29 protein-coding genes, 1 tRNA gene and 1 pseudogene are annotated in these 16,599 nt (G+C 51.5%); 1 reads left to right on the top strand and 30 read right to left on the bottom strand.

Annotated features, from left to right (window positions below; genetic code table 11):
• Positions 1-69 precede the first annotated feature (69 nt).
• Together ACTF7Q_RS07855 and ACTF7Q_RS07850 are read right to left on the bottom strand one after the other, a co-directional pair.
• Positions 70-156 (bottom strand) — tRNA-Leu (locus ACTF7Q_RS07855).
• A gap of 42 nt (positions 157-198) precedes the next feature.
• Positions 199-378: a hypothetical protein gene (locus ACTF7Q_RS07850; RefSeq protein ID WP_438997292.1), complete on the bottom strand. Its 180-nt coding sequence runs from the start codon at positions 376-378 to the stop codon at positions 199-201.
• Between the two features lie 62 nt (positions 379-440).
• On the opposite strand from ACTF7Q_RS07850, the gene lipB reads away from it, so the two are divergent.
• Positions 441-1,187, top strand: a complete 747-nt coding sequence (lipB, locus tag ACTF7Q_RS07845; protein WP_438997291.1) for a lipoyl(octanoyl) transferase LipB — start codon at positions 441-443, stop codon at positions 1,185-1,187.
• A 104-nt stretch (positions 1,188-1,291) separates the two neighbouring features.
• Here the strand turns inward: lipB and ACTF7Q_RS07840 are convergent, their stop codons facing one another.
• The 28 genes and pseudogenes from ACTF7Q_RS07840 to rplB all read right to left on the bottom strand — a co-directional run.
• Positions 1,292-1,696: a hypothetical protein gene (locus ACTF7Q_RS07840; RefSeq protein ID WP_438997290.1), complete on the bottom strand. Its 405-nt coding sequence runs from the start codon at positions 1,694-1,696 to the stop codon at positions 1,292-1,294.
• A gap of 108 nt (positions 1,697-1,804) precedes the next feature.
• Positions 1,805-2,503 carry an ATP12 family chaperone protein gene (locus ACTF7Q_RS07835; RefSeq protein WP_438997289.1) on the bottom strand — a complete coding sequence of 233 codons (699 nt, stop codon included), beginning with the start codon at positions 2,501-2,503 and terminating at the stop codon, positions 1,805-1,807.
• A 29-nt stretch (positions 2,504-2,532) separates the two neighbouring features.
• Positions 2,533-3,537 (bottom strand): RluA family pseudouridine synthase, encoded by a 1,005-nt coding sequence (locus tag ACTF7Q_RS07830; RefSeq protein WP_438997288.1) that lies wholly within the window; start codon positions 3,535-3,537, stop codon positions 2,533-2,535.
• The gene (locus tag ACTF7Q_RS07825) at positions 3,537-3,950 is read right to left on the bottom strand and encodes a fluoride efflux transporter FluC (RefSeq protein WP_438997287.1); all 414 of its coding nucleotides are present in this window, start codon (positions 3,948-3,950) and stop codon (positions 3,537-3,539) included. Before ACTF7Q_RS07825 ends, ACTF7Q_RS07830 begins: the two co-directional genes overlap by 1 nt.
• A 54-nt stretch (positions 3,951-4,004) precedes the next feature.
• Entirely contained in the window at positions 4,005-5,333 is a 1,329-nt protein-coding gene (locus ACTF7Q_RS07820; RefSeq protein ID WP_438997286.1) for a replication-associated recombination protein A, read from the bottom strand.
• A gap of 151 nt (positions 5,334-5,484) precedes the next feature.
• Complete coding sequence (gene rplQ / locus ACTF7Q_RS07815) at positions 5,485-5,919, bottom strand: 50S ribosomal protein L17 (RefSeq protein ID WP_438997285.1); 435 nt, start codon at positions 5,917-5,919, stop codon at positions 5,485-5,487.
• A gap of 34 nt (positions 5,920-5,953) precedes the next feature.
• Positions 5,954-6,970 carry a DNA-directed RNA polymerase subunit alpha gene (locus ACTF7Q_RS07810; protein WP_438997284.1) on the bottom strand — a complete coding sequence of 339 codons (1,017 nt, stop codon included), beginning with the start codon at positions 6,968-6,970 and terminating at the stop codon, positions 5,954-5,956.
• Between the two features lie 78 nt (positions 6,971-7,048).
• On the bottom strand, positions 7,049-7,444 hold the full coding sequence (gene rpsK, locus ACTF7Q_RS07805; RefSeq protein ID WP_013047283.1) for a 30S ribosomal protein S11: 396 nt from the start codon (positions 7,442-7,444) through the stop codon (positions 7,049-7,051).
• 24 nt (positions 7,445-7,468) lie between these two features.
• Positions 7,469-7,837, bottom strand: a complete 369-nt coding sequence (gene rpsM, locus ACTF7Q_RS07800) for a 30S ribosomal protein S13 (RefSeq protein WP_332924170.1) — start codon at positions 7,835-7,837, stop codon at positions 7,469-7,471.
• A 130-nt stretch (positions 7,838-7,967) separates the two neighbouring features.
• Positions 7,968-8,534: an adenylate kinase gene (locus tag ACTF7Q_RS07795; protein ID WP_438997283.1), complete on the bottom strand. Its 567-nt coding sequence runs from the start codon at positions 8,532-8,534 to the stop codon at positions 7,968-7,970.
• Positions 8,531-9,865: a preprotein translocase subunit SecY gene (secY, locus tag ACTF7Q_RS07790; RefSeq protein ID WP_438997282.1), complete on the bottom strand. Its 1,335-nt coding sequence runs from the start codon at positions 9,863-9,865 to the stop codon at positions 8,531-8,533. The genes ACTF7Q_RS07795 and secY overlap by 4 nt, the downstream gene beginning before the upstream one ends.
• A 23-nt stretch (positions 9,866-9,888) precedes the next feature.
• The gene (gene rplO / locus ACTF7Q_RS07785) at positions 9,889-10,362 is read right to left on the bottom strand and encodes a 50S ribosomal protein L15 (protein ID WP_438997281.1); all 474 of its coding nucleotides are present in this window, start codon (positions 10,360-10,362) and stop codon (positions 9,889-9,891) included.
• A gap of 50 nt (positions 10,363-10,412) precedes the next feature.
• Positions 10,413-10,598, bottom strand: a complete 186-nt coding sequence (gene rpmD, locus ACTF7Q_RS07780) for a 50S ribosomal protein L30 (protein ID WP_013047278.1) — start codon at positions 10,596-10,598, stop codon at positions 10,413-10,415.
• Positions 10,599-10,612: 14 nt separating this feature from the next.
• A complete protein-coding gene (gene rpsE, locus ACTF7Q_RS07775; RefSeq protein WP_438997280.1) occupies positions 10,613-11,182 on the bottom strand; it encodes a 30S ribosomal protein S5 in 570 nt (189 codons plus the stop codon).
• Positions 11,183-11,194: 12 nt separating this feature from the next.
• Positions 11,195-11,557 carry a 50S ribosomal protein L18 gene (rplR, locus tag ACTF7Q_RS07770; RefSeq protein WP_438997279.1) on the bottom strand — a complete coding sequence of 121 codons (363 nt, stop codon included), beginning with the start codon at positions 11,555-11,557 and terminating at the stop codon, positions 11,195-11,197.
• Between the two features lie 9 nt (positions 11,558-11,566).
• Positions 11,567-12,100, bottom strand: coding sequence for a 50S ribosomal protein L6 (gene rplF / locus ACTF7Q_RS07765; protein ID WP_438997278.1), 534 nt, complete (start codon positions 12,098-12,100; stop codon positions 11,567-11,569).
• A gap of 12 nt (positions 12,101-12,112) precedes the next feature.
• On the bottom strand, positions 12,113-12,511 hold the full coding sequence (rpsH, locus tag ACTF7Q_RS07760; protein WP_438997277.1) for a 30S ribosomal protein S8: 399 nt from the start codon (positions 12,509-12,511) through the stop codon (positions 12,113-12,115).
• Between the two features lie 18 nt (positions 12,512-12,529).
• Positions 12,530-12,835: a 30S ribosomal protein S14 gene (gene rpsN, locus ACTF7Q_RS07755; protein ID WP_438997276.1), complete on the bottom strand. Its 306-nt coding sequence runs from the start codon at positions 12,833-12,835 to the stop codon at positions 12,530-12,532.
• 16 nt (positions 12,836-12,851) lie between these two features.
• Positions 12,852-13,397, bottom strand: coding sequence for a 50S ribosomal protein L5 (gene rplE, locus ACTF7Q_RS07750; protein WP_438997275.1), 546 nt, complete (start codon positions 13,395-13,397; stop codon positions 12,852-12,854).
• A 25-nt stretch (positions 13,398-13,422) separates the two neighbouring features.
• The gene (gene rplX / locus ACTF7Q_RS07745; RefSeq protein WP_013047271.1) at positions 13,423-13,740 is read right to left on the bottom strand and encodes a 50S ribosomal protein L24; all 318 of its coding nucleotides are present in this window, start codon (positions 13,738-13,740) and stop codon (positions 13,423-13,425) included.
• Entirely contained in the window at positions 13,740-14,108 is a 369-nt protein-coding gene (rplN, locus tag ACTF7Q_RS07740) for a 50S ribosomal protein L14 (protein ID WP_013047270.1), read from the bottom strand. Before rplN ends, rplX begins: the two co-directional genes overlap by 1 nt.
• 11 nt (positions 14,109-14,119) lie before the next feature.
• On the bottom strand, positions 14,120-14,365 hold the full coding sequence (gene rpsQ, locus ACTF7Q_RS07735; protein WP_013047269.1) for a 30S ribosomal protein S17: 246 nt from the start codon (positions 14,363-14,365) through the stop codon (positions 14,120-14,122).
• A 12-nt stretch (positions 14,366-14,377) separates the two neighbouring features.
• Complete coding sequence (gene rpmC / locus ACTF7Q_RS07730; protein ID WP_438997274.1) at positions 14,378-14,593, bottom strand: 50S ribosomal protein L29; 216 nt, start codon at positions 14,591-14,593, stop codon at positions 14,378-14,380.
• Positions 14,594-14,607: 14 nt separating this feature from the next.
• Complete coding sequence (gene rplP, locus ACTF7Q_RS07725) at positions 14,608-15,027, bottom strand: 50S ribosomal protein L16 (RefSeq protein WP_013047267.1); 420 nt, start codon at positions 15,025-15,027, stop codon at positions 14,608-14,610.
• 18 nt (positions 15,028-15,045) lie between these two features.
• Positions 15,046-15,741: a 30S ribosomal protein S3 gene (rpsC, locus tag ACTF7Q_RS07720; protein WP_438997273.1), complete on the bottom strand. Its 696-nt coding sequence runs from the start codon at positions 15,739-15,741 to the stop codon at positions 15,046-15,048.
• Positions 15,742-16,119, bottom strand: a complete 378-nt coding sequence (gene rplV, locus ACTF7Q_RS07715; RefSeq protein WP_438997272.1) for a 50S ribosomal protein L22 — start codon at positions 16,117-16,119, stop codon at positions 15,742-15,744.
• 9 nt (positions 16,120-16,128) lie between these two features.
• On the bottom strand, positions 16,129-16,404 hold the full coding sequence (gene rpsS, locus ACTF7Q_RS07710; protein WP_013047264.1) for a 30S ribosomal protein S19: 276 nt from the start codon (positions 16,402-16,404) through the stop codon (positions 16,129-16,131).
• Positions 16,405-16,419: 15 nt separating this feature from the next.
• Positions 16,420-16,599: pseudogene (gene rplB, locus ACTF7Q_RS07705) on the bottom strand (50S ribosomal protein L2); the annotation flags it as partial.

The raw sequence follows: 16,599 nt of genomic DNA, 5'->3' as shown, positions 1-16,599 counted from the left end.
ACACCAATCGTCATGCAGACACATGAAGTGAAGCATTTCAATTGGTTACACATAAAATGTTGCAGAGAATGGTGCGGCCGAGAAGACTCGAACTTCCACGGGGGTTAGCCCACAGCGACCTCAACGCTGCGCGTCTACCAATTCCGCCACGGCCGCACGTTTGAGGTGCCCTCTATATGTCATTATGCCTGGCTTTAATCAAGCCCCAACTTTGCCAGCCCTATCGCACGCCCTACGCCCCCGCATGATCCTCCAGCATGATCCCCCAACATGATCCCCCAGCATGATCCCCGCCACCATGCGCATCATCATTGCCCTCAACCCATCTTGACAGGCACCGCCGCGTGGGGTCATCCTGTCTTCATGTCCTGTCTTCATGTCCTATCCATATCCGGCCATGCCCCATATAACAGCCTTTGATAATTGAGATCGCCCCCACCATGCCGTCCGAGTCACACATCACCACCCCCAAAGCCGCCCCCAAAGCCGCATCAACGGAAACATCATCAGGCACATCATCCGTCACATGGCAATCCTTTTCCGGCCAACAGCCCTATCTGCCCATCGTCGAGTCCATGGGCGCGCATAATGCCACGATCCGCGCTGATAACGCGTCTGAGGCGGTCTGGCTGCTCGAACATGCGGCGGTCTATACGGGCGGCACCTCGGCGCGTGATGCCGATCTGCTGCTGCCCGATCCCGCCATCCCCACGCATCGCACCGGACGCGGCGGGCAATGGACATATCATGGCCCGGGTCAGCGCATCGCCTATGTCATGCTTGATCTGGCCGCCCGTGGGGGCGATATCCGCGCCTATGTGCATGCGCTCGAAGGCTGGATCATCGATATCATCGCTGTCTTTGGCGTCACCGGTACGCGGCGCGCGGGTCTGCCTGGCATCTGGGTGCAGACAGGCAACAGCGTCTCCGGCTATGACAAGATCGCCGCCATTGGCGTGCGGGTCAGCCGCTGGGTCACCTGGCATGGCATCGCTATCAATCTGGCGCCCGATCTGGCCGCCTTTGACGCGATCGTCCCTTGCGGCGTCACCGATGCCGGCGTGACCTCACTGCATGCGCTGGGACATAAGGTGACCTATGATCAGCTAGATGACGCCATGCGCGCGCATTTTGACACGCATTTCGGCGCGGCCAGCCCGCTTGCCTATCAGCCAAAACCAGCATAATGATTCCCGCCTTTTGCCAACCCCACTGCCTATCATACGGGCACATCGCGGCTTAATCAGATGACTCGCCTATTTTGGGGTCACGCCGCTTTGGGGGGCACGCCTCATTCATCATCATCAGTGATTGAAATATCTTCCAGATAATCTAGCAATGCGGTTAATGCGCGCTCGGCATCATTCATCTGCCACTGCTCCGCATCGCTCTCACCCATCAAGCCATCAGACGGGGCTTCATGATGCAGGATGCTATTGCGCCGCCCACGAAGCCAGCCCAGCGCCGCCTTATTCCCCGCATAAGCAAAGGCCGCGCCATCCAAATAGCCCGATGGGCCTGCCGCTTCATGCGCGACAATATCGACCAAAGCCGCCGCCAGCGTGACAATCGTCAGCGGCAAAGGCACCGCCGATGCGCGGTGTAGTTCGGCCAGTATCGCCGCCGCATGCGGGCCCAAATAATCCACCCTATAGCGCGATAATCGTGTCAGAATCTGCGGTGCCACGGGTCTCATATTATTCCCCCATAATCCGAAAAACGCGCATCCACGTCATATCCGCACCTGTTTTAAAAAATGTTTCACGTGAAACATAACGGGAACAAAAATAAGTGAGTCCACGCATCATTTGAGCAGATCACGGAAGCGTGCCGCCTCGTCCAATTCAGTGCGGATAAAGGCACGCCGGTCTTCGGCTTCCCAATCATTGCCCCAGTTTTCGACCTGCCATAATTCGTCAAGAAAGGTTGTCGCAAAGAACGTTTCGTTATCGATAGCACCGCGGATCCAGGCCAGCCCCATCACCAGCGACCCGCCCAGACTGACTGTCCGGTGCAAAATCGCCAGATGCCAGTCATCATAGGATTCAACGCAACGGCGCAAGGCCGCAATCGCATGATCTGGCTGATTGACCGGCATGATCGAACGCGCCACGATCAAGGGTGCCTGTAACTCACGCGCTGCCCAATCGAGCCAGTTTTGCCATGCTACCGCCTGACGTGCCGCCAGATCCGCTTCCTCTGCCCGATAGCATAATAGATCATTGCCGCCATAACTGGTGATTTCGGCAATCACCGCCGCGCGCTGGCTAGCCACCCGATCACAGGCTGTCACCGCATAGGCGAAAAGCGGCATGCTTGCTGGGTTGATATCATCATCCTGCGCATCCCATTCCGCCGCAATCGCCTCAGCCAGCGCCGCTGTCGGCATGAATAGCTGACTGCCTGCTGGTGTTTTGACAGCACGCCCATCAAGCGCGACCTGCCAGCCTGTATCAGCCTCGATTGCACGCACATCCTTGTAAAATCGTTTCCGCGTCTGCATGTTCAATCCTTAGTAACTACGACTCACCCTTAAAAATCCTGAAACCGCCAGCCTTTTGGCGGCATTGATAGCCCCAGCGCATCAAGGCTGGTCACCATATGCGGGCTAGGTGGAGCCGTGATCAGCTTGCCATCGGGTAGTTTCAACTGCCACGCATGAAGATGCAACTGCCGCGCAACCATGCCGCCAGGATGCGCATCGACCCCGCCATATTTGCCATCACCGCAAATCACATGCCCGATCAGCGCCATATGGATGCGTAGCTGATGCGTCCGCCCCGTGAGTGGCCGCAACGCCATCAAGGTCAGCTTGCGACCTGCATGATCGACCCGCCGGAACAATGTATGCGCAGATTGCCCCTCATCATCAGCCACCATGCGCTCGCCAGACTTGCCCGGTAATTTGCTGATCGCCTGTTTGATCGCGCCATCTTCAGGCGGCAAGCCCATACATAACGCCAGATAGGTTTTTTCAATCGCATGCTTATGAAAGGCGTCAGTCAGACTTCGCGCTGATTGCAAAGTCTTGGCCAGCAATAAAACGCCAGAGGTATCCTTGTCAATCCGGTGAACCAACCGCAATCTATCGCCACCACGTGCGGCCAGTCCCGCCAGCATCCCGTCAACATGCTGTTTTGTGCCTGTCCCACCCTGCACCGCAAGCCCGCTTGGCTTGTTTAATGCAAGCCAGCCTTTACCTTCGCCAATCACCATATCATCAAAGGTTTTTTGTAATGGTGCGCCGCCTATCGATGGGGCACCCAGCGCCTTGGCTGACATTTTGCTGGCCGCCGGTTTAGCTGTGGCCAGCGCATCAATAGATATGGGCAAACGGATTTGCTGTCCGACCGCGACACGGCTGGCCGATTTGGCCTTGGCACCGTCAATACGGATCAGGCCATTACGCAACATCTTTTCGATCTGCCCCTGCCCCAACCCCGGAATAAGGCGGCGCAAGACGCGATCAAGCCGGCTACCATCTTCATCTTCGGAAATTGTTTCAAAGCGCCATTTGGCGGCGTCAGCAGAAGCCATCATTGTGTTCCCATTACGCTACGCATCACAGCAAAGGCCATGGCAAATACAAGCAATGACAAAAGCACCGAAACCGCCACATAAGCAGCCGCCATATAGACGCCCTGACGCTGCATTAGATTCCCCGCATCCAGCGCAAAACTAGAAAATGTGGTCAACGCCCCCAACAGGCCAACAGCAACAAAGCCGCGCCATGCGTCGGGCAATAAGAATCCACCCGCAATAGCACCTGCCAGAAGCCCCATCAAACCACAGCCAACGATATTAACAGCAAGCGTTGCCATGGGCCCCGAGATGCCGAACAGACCCGCCCCAACCCATAAAGATATGAGATAGCGTATTACCGCGCCAACCGCGCCACCGGCAGCCACAACAAGCACCATCATAAAACCGGGCATGGTTACAGTCGCCATTATCTTTTGCCCTTATGCTTATATGTTCCCTTGAGCCTTTGTGTCCTCTTGAGCCTATGTGCCATTATTATCATCCATATGCTTTTGCTGTCTCAACTTATCCCAATAGGCAAGCCGTTTAGCAATTTCACGTTCATATCCACGTTCGACCGGATGATAGAATTGAGCGCGTTCCATTTCATCAGGAAAGCAGTTCTGTCCGGAAAACCCATCCGGGTCATCATGGTCATATTGATAATTCGCACCATAGCCAAGCTCTTTCATCATTTTAGTCGGCGCATTCAGAATATGGGCTGGCGGCGATAATGATCCGGTTGTCATGGCGGCCTTTGTCGCGGCTTTAAACGCCTTATAGGCGGCATTCGATTTTGGCGCGGTGGCCAGATAGATCACCAAACCCGCAATAGCCAAATCGCCTTCGGGACTGCCAAGCCGTTCATAGGCCTGCCAAGCGGCCAAGGCGCGCGGCAAGGCTTCGGGTTCGGCCAGACCGATATCTTCGGATGCAAAGCGCGTCAGGCGGCGCAGGATATAATGTGGATCTTCGCCCCCAGCTAGCATCCGTGCCAGCCAATAAAGACCCGCATCAGCATCCGATGAGCGCAAGGTTTTATGTAACGCCGACATAAGGTTATAATGCTGGTCGCCAGCCTTGTCGAAAGCTGGTGCCTTGCTGGTCACCAGCCGCGTCATCGCGTCAAGATCAAGCAATGGTGTTGCCGGCAGATCAACCATTAAAGACGCCATATTCAACAGATAGCGTCCGTCGCCATCAGCCATAGCGATCAAGGCGGTGCGGGCATCATCATCAAGTGCCAATGACGCGCCTATATGCGCCTCGACACGCTGTAAAAGCGCTTCGAGAGCAGCGTTGTTAAGCCGTTCGAGCACCAGCACCTGTGCGCGTGACAATAGCGCCCCATTAAGCGCAAAGGACGGATTTTCGGTCGTTGCCCCCACCAATGTCACTGTGCCATCTTCAACCCGCGGCAGCAGGCCATCCTGCTGAGCTTTGTTGAAACGATGTACCTCATCGACGAATAGCAAGGTACGTTTGCCATCACGCAAGCGGCTAGTCGCGCGGGTAAAGATTTTGCGTAAATCGGCAACGCCGTCAAAAACCGCCGAAACAGGTTCAAATTCCATATCGGCAGCATCAGCCAATAAGCGTGCGATCGTTGTCTTGCCTGTACCAGGTGGGCCCCATAGGATGATTGATGCCAGATTGCCACGTGCCAGCATCAAGCGCAGGCGGCCATCATCTCCCATCAAACCATCTTGGCCAACCACATCATCAAGCGTTTTGGGGCGCAAGGCTTCGGCCAATGGCACGTCTTTATGGGACACACCCATATTTTTATCGCCGAAATCAAATTCATTCATGAGGGTATAATCGCCTAAGCACGGCGATGCCGCCAGTGCTATTTTGCCCCTTTATATCACCAAATTCAATATATCGCATGTGCTGGCAGACAGGCAAAAATAAAGGGCGGCAGATGCCACCCTTTATCAGATATTCATAATCACTGTTAGCTTAGGCCGCGGTTTCGGCGGTTTCAGCTTCATCATCCATACCCATAACCGGACCTGAGTCCTGGCCGCGGGCATCTTCGTCACGATCAACAAATTCAATGACCGCCATCGGCGCGGCGTCACCATATCTGTAACCAGCTTTCATAACGCGGGTATAGCCACCATTACGCTCTTTATAGCGCGGGCCAAGCACATCAAACAATTTCTTGGTCATGTCGTTGCAGCGCAAACGTGCAAAGGCAAGACGACGTGCGTGCAAATCACCACGTTTACCAAGAGTAATCAGACGTTCAACAACAGGACGAAGCTCCTTTGCCTTTGGCAGAGTTGTAACGATTTGCTCGTGTTTAATGATCGCCTGCGCCATGTTCCTGAACAACATCTGACGATGTTGCGAGGTACGGTTCAGCTTCCGACCGGCATTGCGATGACGCATTTTAATTCTCCTTCAAAAAGATCCGACTAACAGCCTAAAACGGCTCGTCGAGGCGTCGGGCTAATTCTTCAACATTCTCTGGTGGCCAGTTGGCAATATCCATACCAAGCTCAAGTTCCATGCCTTTCAGCACTTCCTTAATCTCATTCAACGACTTACGACCAAAATTAGGTGTTCGAAGCATTTCATGCTCGGTTTTAAGAACAAGATCGCCGATATAGACGATATTGTCATTTTTCAGACAGTTAGCCGAACGGACTGATAGCTCAAGCTCGTCAACCTTACGAAGCAGATTACGGCTAAATGGCAATGGATCAGGATCTTCATCCTGAGTATTCGACTTTGGCTCTTCAAAGTTGATGAAGGTCTGCAACTGCTCCTGCAAGATACGCGCCGCATAGGCAACAGCATCTTCAGGGGTAACCGACCCATCCGTTTCAAGGGTCAAAAGCAATTTGTCATAGTCAGTGATCTGGCCAACACGGGCATTTTCAACTTTATATGCCACTTGCAGAACCGGGCTGAAGATAGCATCGATCGGAATAAGGCCGATTGGTGAATCTTCACTGCGGTTAGCAACAGCTGGAACATAGCCTTTACCCGAAGCCACTGTCAGTTCCATGGCCAAGCTGGCACCCTTATCAAGATGACACAGAACATGGTCTGGATTCATGATTTCAACACCGGCGCTTTCCGAAATCATACCAGCTGTAACAGCCAACGGGCCTTCGGCTGTAAGACGCAGGCGCTTTGAACCTTCTTCGTCTTTGCGGACAGCGACGCCCTTTAGATTCAGAACTAGATCGGTAACATCTTCACGGACACCCGGGATAGATGAAAATTCGTGCACAACACCCTGGATCTGGACGGCGGTAATTGCTGAACCTTGTAAAGATGACAGCAAAACACGACGAAGTGCATTACCGATCGTTACACCGAAACCACGTTCAAAAGGCCCAACAGCAACAACCGCCTGACTTGGGTTATATTCAGATACTTTAATTTCAAGTTCATCCGGCTTTTTCAGATCCAGCCAATTCTTTTCAATCATGGCGATGTCCTTTTATAGGAGGTTAGCACCCGGTGCCACGAAAGGCGGCACCCGACTATGTATGTTATACAGGCGAGGTTAAACGCGACGACGCTTACGCGGGCGACATCCATTGTGCGGAATTGGAGTTACATCGCGAATTGATGTCACATTAAAACCGACTGACTGCAATGCGCGTAAAGCTGACTCACGACCCGAACCCGGGCCACGCACTTGTACGTCCAATGATTTCATACCATGGTCTGCAGCTTTACGACCAGCATCTTCAGCGGCCATCTGCGCGGCAAACGGGGTCGATTTGCGCGATCCCTTAAAGCCCATGCCACCAGCAGATGCCCACGCAATTGCATTGCCCTGAACATCGGTGATGGTGATCATTGTATTATTAAATGTCGAGTTCACATGTGCTACGCCATTAGTGATATTTTTGCGCTCGCGACGACGAACTCTGCCTTGGCTAGGTTGTTTTGCCATTTTTGCTCTCCTGATGTCCCGCGATTATTTCTTCTTACCGGCAATGGCCTTTGCGGGGCCTTTGCGGGTACGTGCATTGGTATGGGTACGCTGACCACGCACTGGCAGACTGCGGCGATGGCGAAGCCCGCGCAGACAACCAAGGTCAAGATAGCGCTTGATATTCATCGATGTCTGGCGACGTAGATCACCTTCAACAAGAACATCTGCGTCAATAATATCACGCAGTTTTGTCAGCTCTTCTTCAGACAAATCATTAACCCGACGTTCGTCTGGAACGCCCGCTCGCTCACAAATATTCTTGGCCGTGGTTGTACCAATACCATGAATATAGGTCAGTGCGATCTCGACCCGCTTTTTGGTCGGAATATTTACACCAGCAATTCGTGCCACTATCTGGCTCCTTTATATTTAACGGCTAGTTTGGCTTGGGTTTTGCCCATTAACGCCATTCTGGAACATGATCCAGAAAACGGCGAATTATAGGCATTCCCCAGTTACAGTCAACCTAAACGCTATAAGTTCATCCAAGTATCTTATTTATTTCTGACGCCACATCCTCAATAGAGGTCATACCGTCAATACTCCGCAATTTCCCTTTGGCTTGGTAAAAGGGAAGTAACGGCGCCGTATTCTCATGATAAACCGCAAGACGGTTACGCAAGGTTTCTGCGTTATCGTCACTACGGGTGCCACCTGATTCCTTTGCGCGATTTTCAATCCGTGCAAACAACGCAGCTTCATCAACTTTAATTTCAATAACATGGGCAATTTCATCGCCCCGGCTTGCCATCATTTCATCTAGTGCTTCGGCCTGAGCCACTGTGCGCGGAAACCCGTCAAGAATATATCCAGAAGTAGCATCGTCGCTATCCATGCGCTCGGCAATCATACCGACCATGATATCATCAGATACCAGATCGCCGCGATCCATAATATCTTTGGCGCGCAATCCAAGCTCACTGCCAGACGCAATCGCACCGCGGAGCATATCACCAGTAGATAACTGTATCATGCCGCGATCAGCAACCAGACGTTCTGCCTGAGTACCCTTGCCAGCACCAGGCGCACCAAAAAGAATTATGTTCATCTGCTACGCCCTTTCAATTTTGACTTCTTCACGAGCCCTTCATATTGATGCGCGAGAAGATGCGATTGCACTTGCCCAACTGTATCAAGCGTTACCGTCACCACAATCAGCAAAGATGTCCCGCCAAAGTAAAATGGAACCGCATATTGACTAATCAGGATTTCTGGCAAGATACATACCGCTGATAAGTAACCTGCACCCAAAACCGTCAAACGCGTCAGCACAAAATCCAGATAGTCGGCAGTTGATTTACCCGGACGGATGCCTGGCACATAGCCTCCATGCTTGCGCAGATTTTCAGCCGTATCTTCAGGATTGAAAACAATCGCTGTGTAAAAGAAGGCGAAAAACACAATCATGCCAATATAGATAGCCAAATAAAGCGGCTGACCACGACCAAGCAAAGCATTCAATGTTACCAGCCAGTCAGCACCACCGCTTTGACCGCCAGTTAGATTGATGATCGAAATCGGCATCAACAATAAAGATGATGCAAAAATCGGCGGGATAACACCCGGTACGTTGATCTTCAAAGGTAGAAAGGACTGGTCACCACCAAACACCTTATTACCATGCTGGCGTTTTGGATATTGCACCACAATCTTGCGGACTGAACGCTCGATAAAGACGATGAAGGCAATCACGCCAATAGCCATCGCAAAAAGCAGAACAATCAGGAAGGCGGATAAAGCGCCCGTTCGACCTAGCTCTAAGGTGCCAGCTAAAGCTGATGGCAAATTAGCCACAATACCAGCAAAGATAATCAGCGAAATACCGTTACCCACACCGCGGCTGGTGATCTGTTCACCAAGCCACATCAGGAATAAGGTGCCACCCACCAAGGTAACAACTGTTGTAACACGGAAAAACATCCCCGGGTCGCCAACAACACCGCTAGCGGCCTCAAGGCCAACAGCAATGCCGTAACCCTGAACCGTGGCCAGAACCACCGTCATATAGCGGGTATATTGGTTGATGATCTTACGGCCGTTTTCACCATCTTTCTTCAAAGTTTCAAGGCTTGGCACAATGGCGGTCATCAACTGCATGATAATCGATGCCGTAATATAAGGCATGATGTTCAACGCAAAGATCGTCATACGTGACAAGGCACCGCCAGAGAACATGTCGAACATGCCCAGAATGCCACTTGATTGCTGTGAAAAAATATCAGACAAAGCGCCCGGATCAATGCCCGGGATCGGCAGATATGTACCTAGGCGATAGATAATCAGCGCGCCAACAGTAAACAGGAGACGGCTTTTTAGTTCACTGGCCTTAGCCAATCCGCCGAATCCTGCGCCGCCCATGCGATCTGATGCTGTAGCCATAATACCTAGATACCTAACGTCGATTATTCAGCAGATGCTGTTGGAATGACCACTTTACCACCAGCAGCCTCAACAGCCGTGATCGCCGCCTTTGATGCACCTGCGGCATGAATTTCAAGTTTTTTGGCCTTGAGTTCGCCTTTTGCGAGGATCCGGACACCATCGCGCGCCTTTGAAATCACACCCGCATTGACCAGCGCCTTAGCATCAACAGGCTTGCCCGCATCCAGCTTACCTGAATCAATGGCAGCCTGCATGCGGCCAAGATTGACCTCGACATAATTCTTGCGGAAAATATTAGTAAAGCCACGCTTTGGCAAACGACGATGGATCGGCATCTGACCGCCCTCAAAGCCGTTGATAGACACGCCTGAACGTGCTTTCTGACCTTTGTGACCGCTACCAGATGTTTTACCGGTACCAGAGCCGATACCACGGCCAACGCGCTTTGCATTCTTGGTCGCGCCGTCGTTATCTTTGACTTCATTCAGTTTCATGTCTTGCTCCTGCGATCCGATGTGAACCGCGCTTCATCGTCTTTTAATGATTAGTCTTCGACTTTAACCAGATGCTTGACCTTATTGATCATACCGCGCACTGACGGTGTGTCTTCAAGCTCGCGTGTACGCCCGATCTTGTTCAATCCAAGGCCAATCAAGGTCTGACGCTGGTCAGCCTGACGGCCAATCGCGCTTCTGGTCTGTGTTACTACAACTGTCTGTTTGGCAGCCATGATTACTCTCTCCCTTAAGATGCGGCGGCTTCGTCGCCGGCACCTTTGTCTGCACGTTTGCCAAGCACATCACCAACACGCTTGCCACGCTTTTGCGCGACTGCACGCGGTGCCTGAATGTGCGTAAGCGCCGAGAAGGTTGCCTTGATCATGTTATGCGGGTTTGAACTGCCGATTGATTTGGCGACAATGTCCTGAATGCCCAACACTTCGAAAACGGCGCGCATCGGACCACCAGCAATGATGCCTGTTCCAGCCTGAGCCGCACGAAGCATAACCTTACCAGCACCATATCCACCCTTGATGTCATGATGCAATGTACGACCATCACGAAGTGGAATACGCACCATGTTACGCTTGGCACCTTCGGTAGCTTTGCGAATTGCCTCAGGCACCTCGCGCGCTTTACCTGTTCCAAAACCAGCGCGGCCTTTGCCATCACCAACTACGACAAGAGCGGCAAATCCAAAACGGCGACCACCTTTGACAACTTTTGCTACGCGGTTGATACCAACCAGCTTTTCAAGCATTTCTGGTTCTTCACGGGCGGCGTTACGATCCTGCCTGTCATTATTACGTGCCATCACTTACGCTCCCTAGAATTTCAAACCGGCTTCACGCGCGGCTTCAGCCAACGCCTTTACCCGACCATGGAAAATGTAACCGCCACGGTCAAACACAACGGTATCAATACCATTTGCCTGTGCCCGTGCCGCGACCAGCTTACCAACCTCTGCCGCAGCAGATGTATCGGCAGTTTTCTTGCTGATCTTTTTAAAATCCGCATCCAACGTTGATGCAGATGCAAGTGTAACGCCTGCCTTGTCATCAATGATCTGTGCGTAAATATGCTGTGACGAGCGGTGCACGGAAAGACGAGGACGACCGCCAGCATGCTTGCGCAAGGCTGTCCGGTTCCGCGCTCTACGACGCTCAAAGAGTTCTTTTGATGTAAACATGAGCGATCCCTACTTCTTCTTGCCTTCTTTGCGGACGATATATTCGTCAGCATATTTAACGCCTTTGCCTTTGAATGGCTCTGGGGGACGCTTTGAACGAACCTCAGATGCAAACTGGCCGATTAACTGCTTGTCAGCACCGCTGATGGACACCTTCGTGTTGCCTTCAACAGTTACATTGAGACCTGTTGGCACTTCCATTTCAACCGGATGGCTGAAACCTAAGCTAAGAACAAGCTTGTTACCCTGCATTGCCGCACGATAACCAACACCGTTGATTTCAAGCTTGCGCGTAAATCCAGCAGTGACACCAGCTACCATATTATTGACAGTTGCCCGCATAGTACCCCAAAGCGCTTTTGCCTGCTTTGAATTACGGCGCGGTGCAACAGTTGCCATATTATCAGCAACCGACAATTCAACATCATTATGCAACGGCGCGCTAAGCTCACCATTTTTACCTTTAACAATAACCATGCCGCCTTCTTGTGACACTGTCACATCCGACGGGATAGCAATCGCACTGTTTCCGACACGAGACATCTAAACAGCTCCCTAAAATACGTGGCAGAGGACTTCGCCGCCAACTTTGGCTGTGCGCGCCTCATTATCTGATAGAACACCGCGTGGTGTGGACAGAATGGCAATGCCAAGCCCGTTATACACCCGTGGCAAATCACGAAGACCATGATAAACCCGACGACCAGGGCGTGACACGCGCTTGATCTCGGAAATTACCGGCTCACCTTCATGATATTTGAGCTCAATCTTCAGTTCCTTAATGCCAGGACGAACATCAACGCTAGAATAGTTACGGATATAACCTTCGCGCTTCAGCACTTCGAGAACATTTGTCCTAAACCGTGATGACGGGCTGGATACGATATTTTTGCGTGCATTCTGACCGTTACGAATACGGGTCAGCATATCACCTAGAGGATCACTCATTGACATTTTTATATCTCCTCTGACTTACCAGCTTGATTTCACGACACCCGGCACCTGACCCATCGAGGCCAGATCACGAAGCGCGATTCGAGACATTCTTAATTTACGATCGTAACCACGTGGACGTCCTGAGATTTCACAACGGTTACGAACACGAATTGCCGAGCTGTCACGAGGCTCATCAGCCAGCTTCAAAACAGCTTGAAACCGCTCTTCTATTGGCAGTTCCTTATTCTTAATTATTGCCTTCAAAGCAGCGCGACGCGCACCCTTAGAGGCGACTATACGCTTGCGCTTGTTATTCTTTTCAACGGCGCTTTTTTTAGCCATGTCTAACCCCTTTGCCTTAAGCTTTAATGAACGGAAACTGAAAGTTCGCGAGTAATTCGCGGGCTTCATCATCCGTATTGGCAGTGGTGACCACAATGATGTCCATACCGCGGACTTCATCAACTTGATCGTAATCAACCTCAGGAAAAATGATTTGTTCTTTGATACCCATGGCATAATTGCCATTTCCATCGAAACTCTTGCCATTCAGACCGCGGAAGTCACGCACACGCGGCAGGGCAATTGTTACCAGACGATCAAGGAATTCATACATCTGTTCGCGACGCAGTGTCACCTTACAACCGATTGGCATACCTTCGCGCAATTTGAAAGCCGCATTGGCTTTCTTTGAACGAGTCACAATCGGCTTTTGACCGGTAATCGCAGCCAGTTCGCGCGTAGCATGATCAATTTTCTTTGAGTCACGCACGGCTTCACCGACACCCATGTTAATGACGACCTTCTCAAGCTTTGGAATCTGCATGGCATTTTTATAGCCAAACTTTTCCACAAGAGCCGGGCGAACTGCCGTCAGATAATGTTCTTCTAAACGCGTTTTCATCTCAGCTTAATCTCCTTACCCTGGCCTATGCCAGAGCCTTACCAGACCGACGAGCGATCCGAACTTTTTTGCCATCCTTGACTTCATAACCGACGCGCGTTGCGGCGCCGTTATCTGGGTCAATATGGGCGACATTAGAAATATGCATTGGGGCTTCCATCGGAATGATGCCACCAGCATCATTCTGGGTTGGACGCCGATGCCGTTTCACCATGTTGATACCCTGAACACGAACACGGGATTCAGCACGAAGCACTTCGAGGACTTCGCCTTTTTTGCCCTTATCACGGCCCGTGATCACAATCACCTGGTCGCCTTTTTTAATCTTGAACTTATCAGCCATCACAGCACCTCCGGCGCAAGCGAAACGATTTTCATGAATTTCTTGCTACGTAATTCACGTGTTACAGGACCAAAGATACGTGTACCGATTGGCTCGTCCTGCTTGTTAAGCAAAACAGCAGCGTTACGGTCAAAACGGATAGCACTACCATCTGCACGACGGATTTCCTTGGCGGTACGGACAATAACAGCACGATGCACATCGCCCTTCTTGACCTTGCCGCGTGGAATCGCTTCCTTAACAGACACCACGATAACGTCACCTACACCAGCCACTTTGCGGCCGGAACCACCAAGCACCTTGATACATTGAACCCGGCGTGCACCTGAGTTATCGGCAACTTCAAGATTTGACTGCATTTGAATCATGTCAGTCTCCCCTAGGCTTTGGCTGCATCGTCATAGATCACTTCATAGACCTTTGACTTTGAAATCGGTGCACATTCGCGGATGCGAACAAAATCACCCTCTTTGAAGTGGTTTTCAGCATCATGCGCCGCAAACTTCTTCGACTTGGTAATAATCTTTTTATAAACCGGGTGCATGATGCGACGCTCAACAAGGACTGTTACAGTCTTGTCGGCCTTATCGCTCACAACGGTTCCCTGCATGGTACGCTTTGGCATAACTTGCTTTCCTTACTTAGCTGCATTTTCTGCACTGGCTAATTGGCCAAGTACAGTTTTGATGCGGGCAATTTCGCGGCGCACAATACGTGCACGCGCCGGGTTTTCATTCTGTCCACCAGCAATCTGGAAACGCAGATTGAACTGCTCTTTCTTCAGATCAATAAGCTGAGATTTCAGCTCATCGGGTGTTTTAGCACGAAGCTCTTCAGCCTTAACGGTTGCCATCTTAATGCCTCTTTCTAATCGCTATCGCCAAGACGACGAACAATTTTGGTATCAAGCGGAAGCTTGGCGGCAGCAAGACGGAATGCTTCTTGTGCCAATTCCCACGGAACACCATCAATTTCAAACATGATGCGGCCTGGCTTTACGCGGGCCACCCAAAATTCGGGTGAACCTTTACCTTTACCCATCCGTACTTCGGCAGGCTTTGATGATACAGGCACATCAGGGAAAATGCGGATCCATACACGGCCAGTACGGCGCAGGTGACGTGTAATTGCACGACGTGCTGCCTCAATCTGGCGCGCTGTAACACGCTCAGGTGACATGGCCTTCAAGCCATAAGACCCAAAATTCAACTGTGTTCCACCCTTGGCATTACCATGGATACGGCCTTTGTGAGCCTTACGGAACTTGGTACGCTTTGGCGAAAGCATGACTTAATCTCCCTCGTCTTAACCGTTTGCGCGTGGCGCAGGGCCAGCTTGCTGTTCGGCCAAGCGCTTGTCTTGTGCCATCGGGTCATGAGCCATAACTTCACCCTTGAATACCCAAACCTTGATGCCACAGGCACCATATGTGGTGAACGCTGTGGCTTCACCGTAATCAACTTCAGCGCGTAATGTGTGAAGCGGCACACGCCCTTCACGATACCATTCAGTACGGGCAATCTCAGCACCACCCAAACGACCAGCACAATTAATCCGCACACCCAAAGCCCCAAGGCGCATGGCTGACTGAACCGCACGCTTCATAGCGCGGCGGAAACCAACACGGCGTTCAAGCTGCTGGGCGATATTTTCGGCAACCAGTTTGGCATCAATCTCGGGCTTGCGCACCTCAACGATATTCAGGCTAACTTCACCACCAATACGCTTGCTTAGATCTACACGTAGCTTTTCAATATCCTGACCCTTTTTACCGATGATCAGACCAGGGCGACCCGCATGAATTGTGACACGTGCGCGACCAGCTGGGCGCTCGATAACAACGCGGCTGATCGCCGCCTGCTTAAGACGATCCATCAGATATTCGCGAAGTTTGATATCTTCATGTAGCAATGTGCCGTAATTACGACCAGCATACCAGCGTGAGTCCCATGTGCGGTTGATACCAACACGCAGACCAATTGGCTTAACTTTCTGACCCATCTACTGGTCTCCTCTTTCACCGACAATGATCGTCAGATGTGAATATGGCTTTAAGATACGTGCGCCGCGACCGCGTGCACGAGCCTTGAAACGCTTCATCACCAGACCTTTGCCAACATGTGCTTCTTTGACGTAAAGACGGTCCACATCCAATGAATGGTTATTTTCCGCATTTGCGATAGCTGACTGCAATGCTTTTTCAACATCGTTTGAAATCCGGCGCCGCGAAAAGGTCAAGGTTGCGATCGCCTTGTTTACATCCATACCCCGGATCATTGTCGCGACCAAATTGAGCTTTTGAGGGCTAACCCGGATGTTACGGACAATGGTCTTGGCTTCGCTATCAGCCAGAACTCTTGGTTTTGCTTGCTTACCCATCGTGAGCCCCTAACGCTTTGATTTCTTGTCGGCGGCGTGACCGTAATAGGTGCGGGTTGGTGAAAATTCACCAAATTTATGCCCGACCATTTCTTCAGAGACAGATACCGGAATGAATTTGTTTCCGTTATGCACTCCGAAGGTCAAACCAACGAATTGTGGCAGGATGGTTGAACGGCGTGACCAAGTCTTGATGACTTCATTACGACCAGATTCGCGAACCTTGTCTGCCTTCTTCAAAAGATGCCCGTCTACAAACGGACCTTTCCAAACTGAACGTGCCATGACTATCAAAAACCCTTATGGCTTGCGACGCCGCACGATCAGGCGGTCAGTCTTCTTGTTAGAACGAGTACGCTTACCTTTAGTAGGCTTACCCCAAGGTGTTACCGGATGGCGCCCACCCGACGTACGACCTTCACCACCACCATGCGGGTGATCGATAGGGTTCATGACGACACCACGTACATGGGGGCGACG

The sequence above is a fragment of the Puniceispirillum sp. (SeqCode) genome (assembly GCF_965657105.1).
GTDB lineage: Bacteria > Pseudomonadota > Alphaproteobacteria > Puniceispirillales > Puniceispirillaceae > Puniceispirillum.
This window is presented reverse-complemented; position numbering and strand designations above follow the sequence as displayed.

Excerpts from the sequence above, each read along its gene's own strand:
- ACTF7Q_RS07825 (WP_438997287.1), bottom strand. The coding sequence starts at position 3,950 with ATGGCGACTGTAACCATGCCCGGTTTTATGATGGTGCTTGTTGTGGCT.
- rpsK (WP_013047283.1), bottom strand. The coding sequence starts at position 7,444 with ATGGCAAAACAACCTAGCCAAGGCAGAGTTCGTCGTCGCGAGCGCAAA.
- secY (WP_438997282.1), bottom strand. The coding sequence starts at position 9,865 with ATGGCTACAGCATCAGATCGCATGGGCGGCGCAGGATTCGGCGGATTG.
- rplR (WP_438997279.1), bottom strand. The coding sequence starts at position 11,557 with ATGTTTACATCAAAAGAACTCTTTGAGCGTCGTAGAGCGCGGAACCGG.
- lipB (WP_438997291.1), top strand. The coding sequence starts at position 441 with ATGCCGTCCGAGTCACACATCACCACCCCCAAAGCCGCCCCCAAAGCC.
- rplF (WP_438997278.1), bottom strand. The coding sequence starts at position 12,100 with ATGTCTCGTGTCGGAAACAGTGCGATTGCTATCCCGTCGGATGTGACA.
- rplX (WP_013047271.1), bottom strand. The coding sequence starts at position 13,740 with ATGGCTGATAAGTTCAAGATTAAAAAAGGCGACCAGGTGATTGTGATC.
- rpsS (WP_013047264.1), bottom strand. The coding sequence starts at position 16,404 with ATGGCACGTTCAGTTTGGAAAGGTCCGTTTGTAGACGGGCATCTTTTG.
- rplN (WP_013047270.1), bottom strand. The coding sequence starts at position 14,108 with ATGATTCAAATGCAGTCAAATCTTGAAGTTGCCGATAACTCAGGTGCA.
- rplP (WP_013047267.1), bottom strand. The coding sequence starts at position 15,027 with ATGCTTTCGCCAAAGCGTACCAAGTTCCGTAAGGCTCACAAAGGCCGT.
- ACTF7Q_RS07820 (WP_438997286.1), bottom strand. The coding sequence starts at position 5,333 with ATGAATGAATTTGATTTCGGCGATAAAAATATGGGTGTGTCCCATAAA.
- rpsQ (WP_013047269.1), bottom strand. The coding sequence starts at position 14,365 with ATGCCAAAGCGTACCATGCAGGGAACCGTTGTGAGCGATAAGGCCGAC.
- ACTF7Q_RS07850 (WP_438997292.1), bottom strand. The coding sequence starts at position 378 with ATGAAGACAGGACATGAAGACAGGATGACCCCACGCGGCGGTGCCTGT.
- ACTF7Q_RS07830 (WP_438997288.1), bottom strand. The coding sequence starts at position 3,537 with ATGGCTTCTGCTGACGCCGCCAAATGGCGCTTTGAAACAATTTCCGAA.
- rpsN (WP_438997276.1), bottom strand. The coding sequence starts at position 12,835 with ATGGCTAAAAAAAGCGCCGTTGAAAAGAATAACAAGCGCAAGCGTATA.
- rplO (WP_438997281.1), bottom strand. The coding sequence starts at position 10,362 with ATGAAACTGAATGAAGTCAAAGATAACGACGGCGCGACCAAGAATGCA.
- ACTF7Q_RS07840 (WP_438997290.1), bottom strand. The coding sequence starts at position 1,696 with ATGAGACCCGTGGCACCGCAGATTCTGACACGATTATCGCGCTATAGG.
- rpmD (WP_013047278.1), bottom strand. The coding sequence starts at position 10,598 with ATGGCTGCCAAACAGACAGTTGTAGTAACACAGACCAGAAGCGCGATT.
- rplV (WP_438997272.1), bottom strand. The coding sequence starts at position 16,119 with ATGGGTAAGCAAGCAAAACCAAGAGTTCTGGCTGATAGCGAAGCCAAG.
- ACTF7Q_RS07810 (WP_438997284.1), bottom strand. The coding sequence starts at position 6,970 with ATGATTGAAAAGAATTGGCTGGATCTGAAAAAGCCGGATGAACTTGAA.
- rpmC (WP_438997274.1), bottom strand. The coding sequence starts at position 14,593 with ATGGCAACCGTTAAGGCTGAAGAGCTTCGTGCTAAAACACCCGATGAG.
- rpsE (WP_438997280.1), bottom strand. The coding sequence starts at position 11,182 with ATGGCACGTAATAATGACAGGCAGGATCGTAACGCCGCCCGTGAAGAA.
- rpsH (WP_438997277.1), bottom strand. The coding sequence starts at position 12,511 with ATGTCAATGAGTGATCCTCTAGGTGATATGCTGACCCGTATTCGTAAC.
- ACTF7Q_RS07835 (WP_438997289.1), bottom strand. The coding sequence starts at position 2,503 with ATGCAGACGCGGAAACGATTTTACAAGGATGTGCGTGCAATCGAGGCT.
- rplE (WP_438997275.1), bottom strand. The coding sequence starts at position 13,397 with ATGAAAACGCGTTTAGAAGAACATTATCTGACGGCAGTTCGCCCGGCT.
- ACTF7Q_RS07795 (WP_438997283.1), bottom strand. The coding sequence starts at position 8,534 with ATGAACATAATTCTTTTTGGTGCGCCTGGTGCTGGCAAGGGTACTCAG.
- rpsC (WP_438997273.1), bottom strand. The coding sequence starts at position 15,741 with ATGGGTCAGAAAGTTAAGCCAATTGGTCTGCGTGTTGGTATCAACCGC.
- rplQ (WP_438997285.1), bottom strand. The coding sequence starts at position 5,919 with ATGCGTCATCGCAATGCCGGTCGGAAGCTGAACCGTACCTCGCAACAT.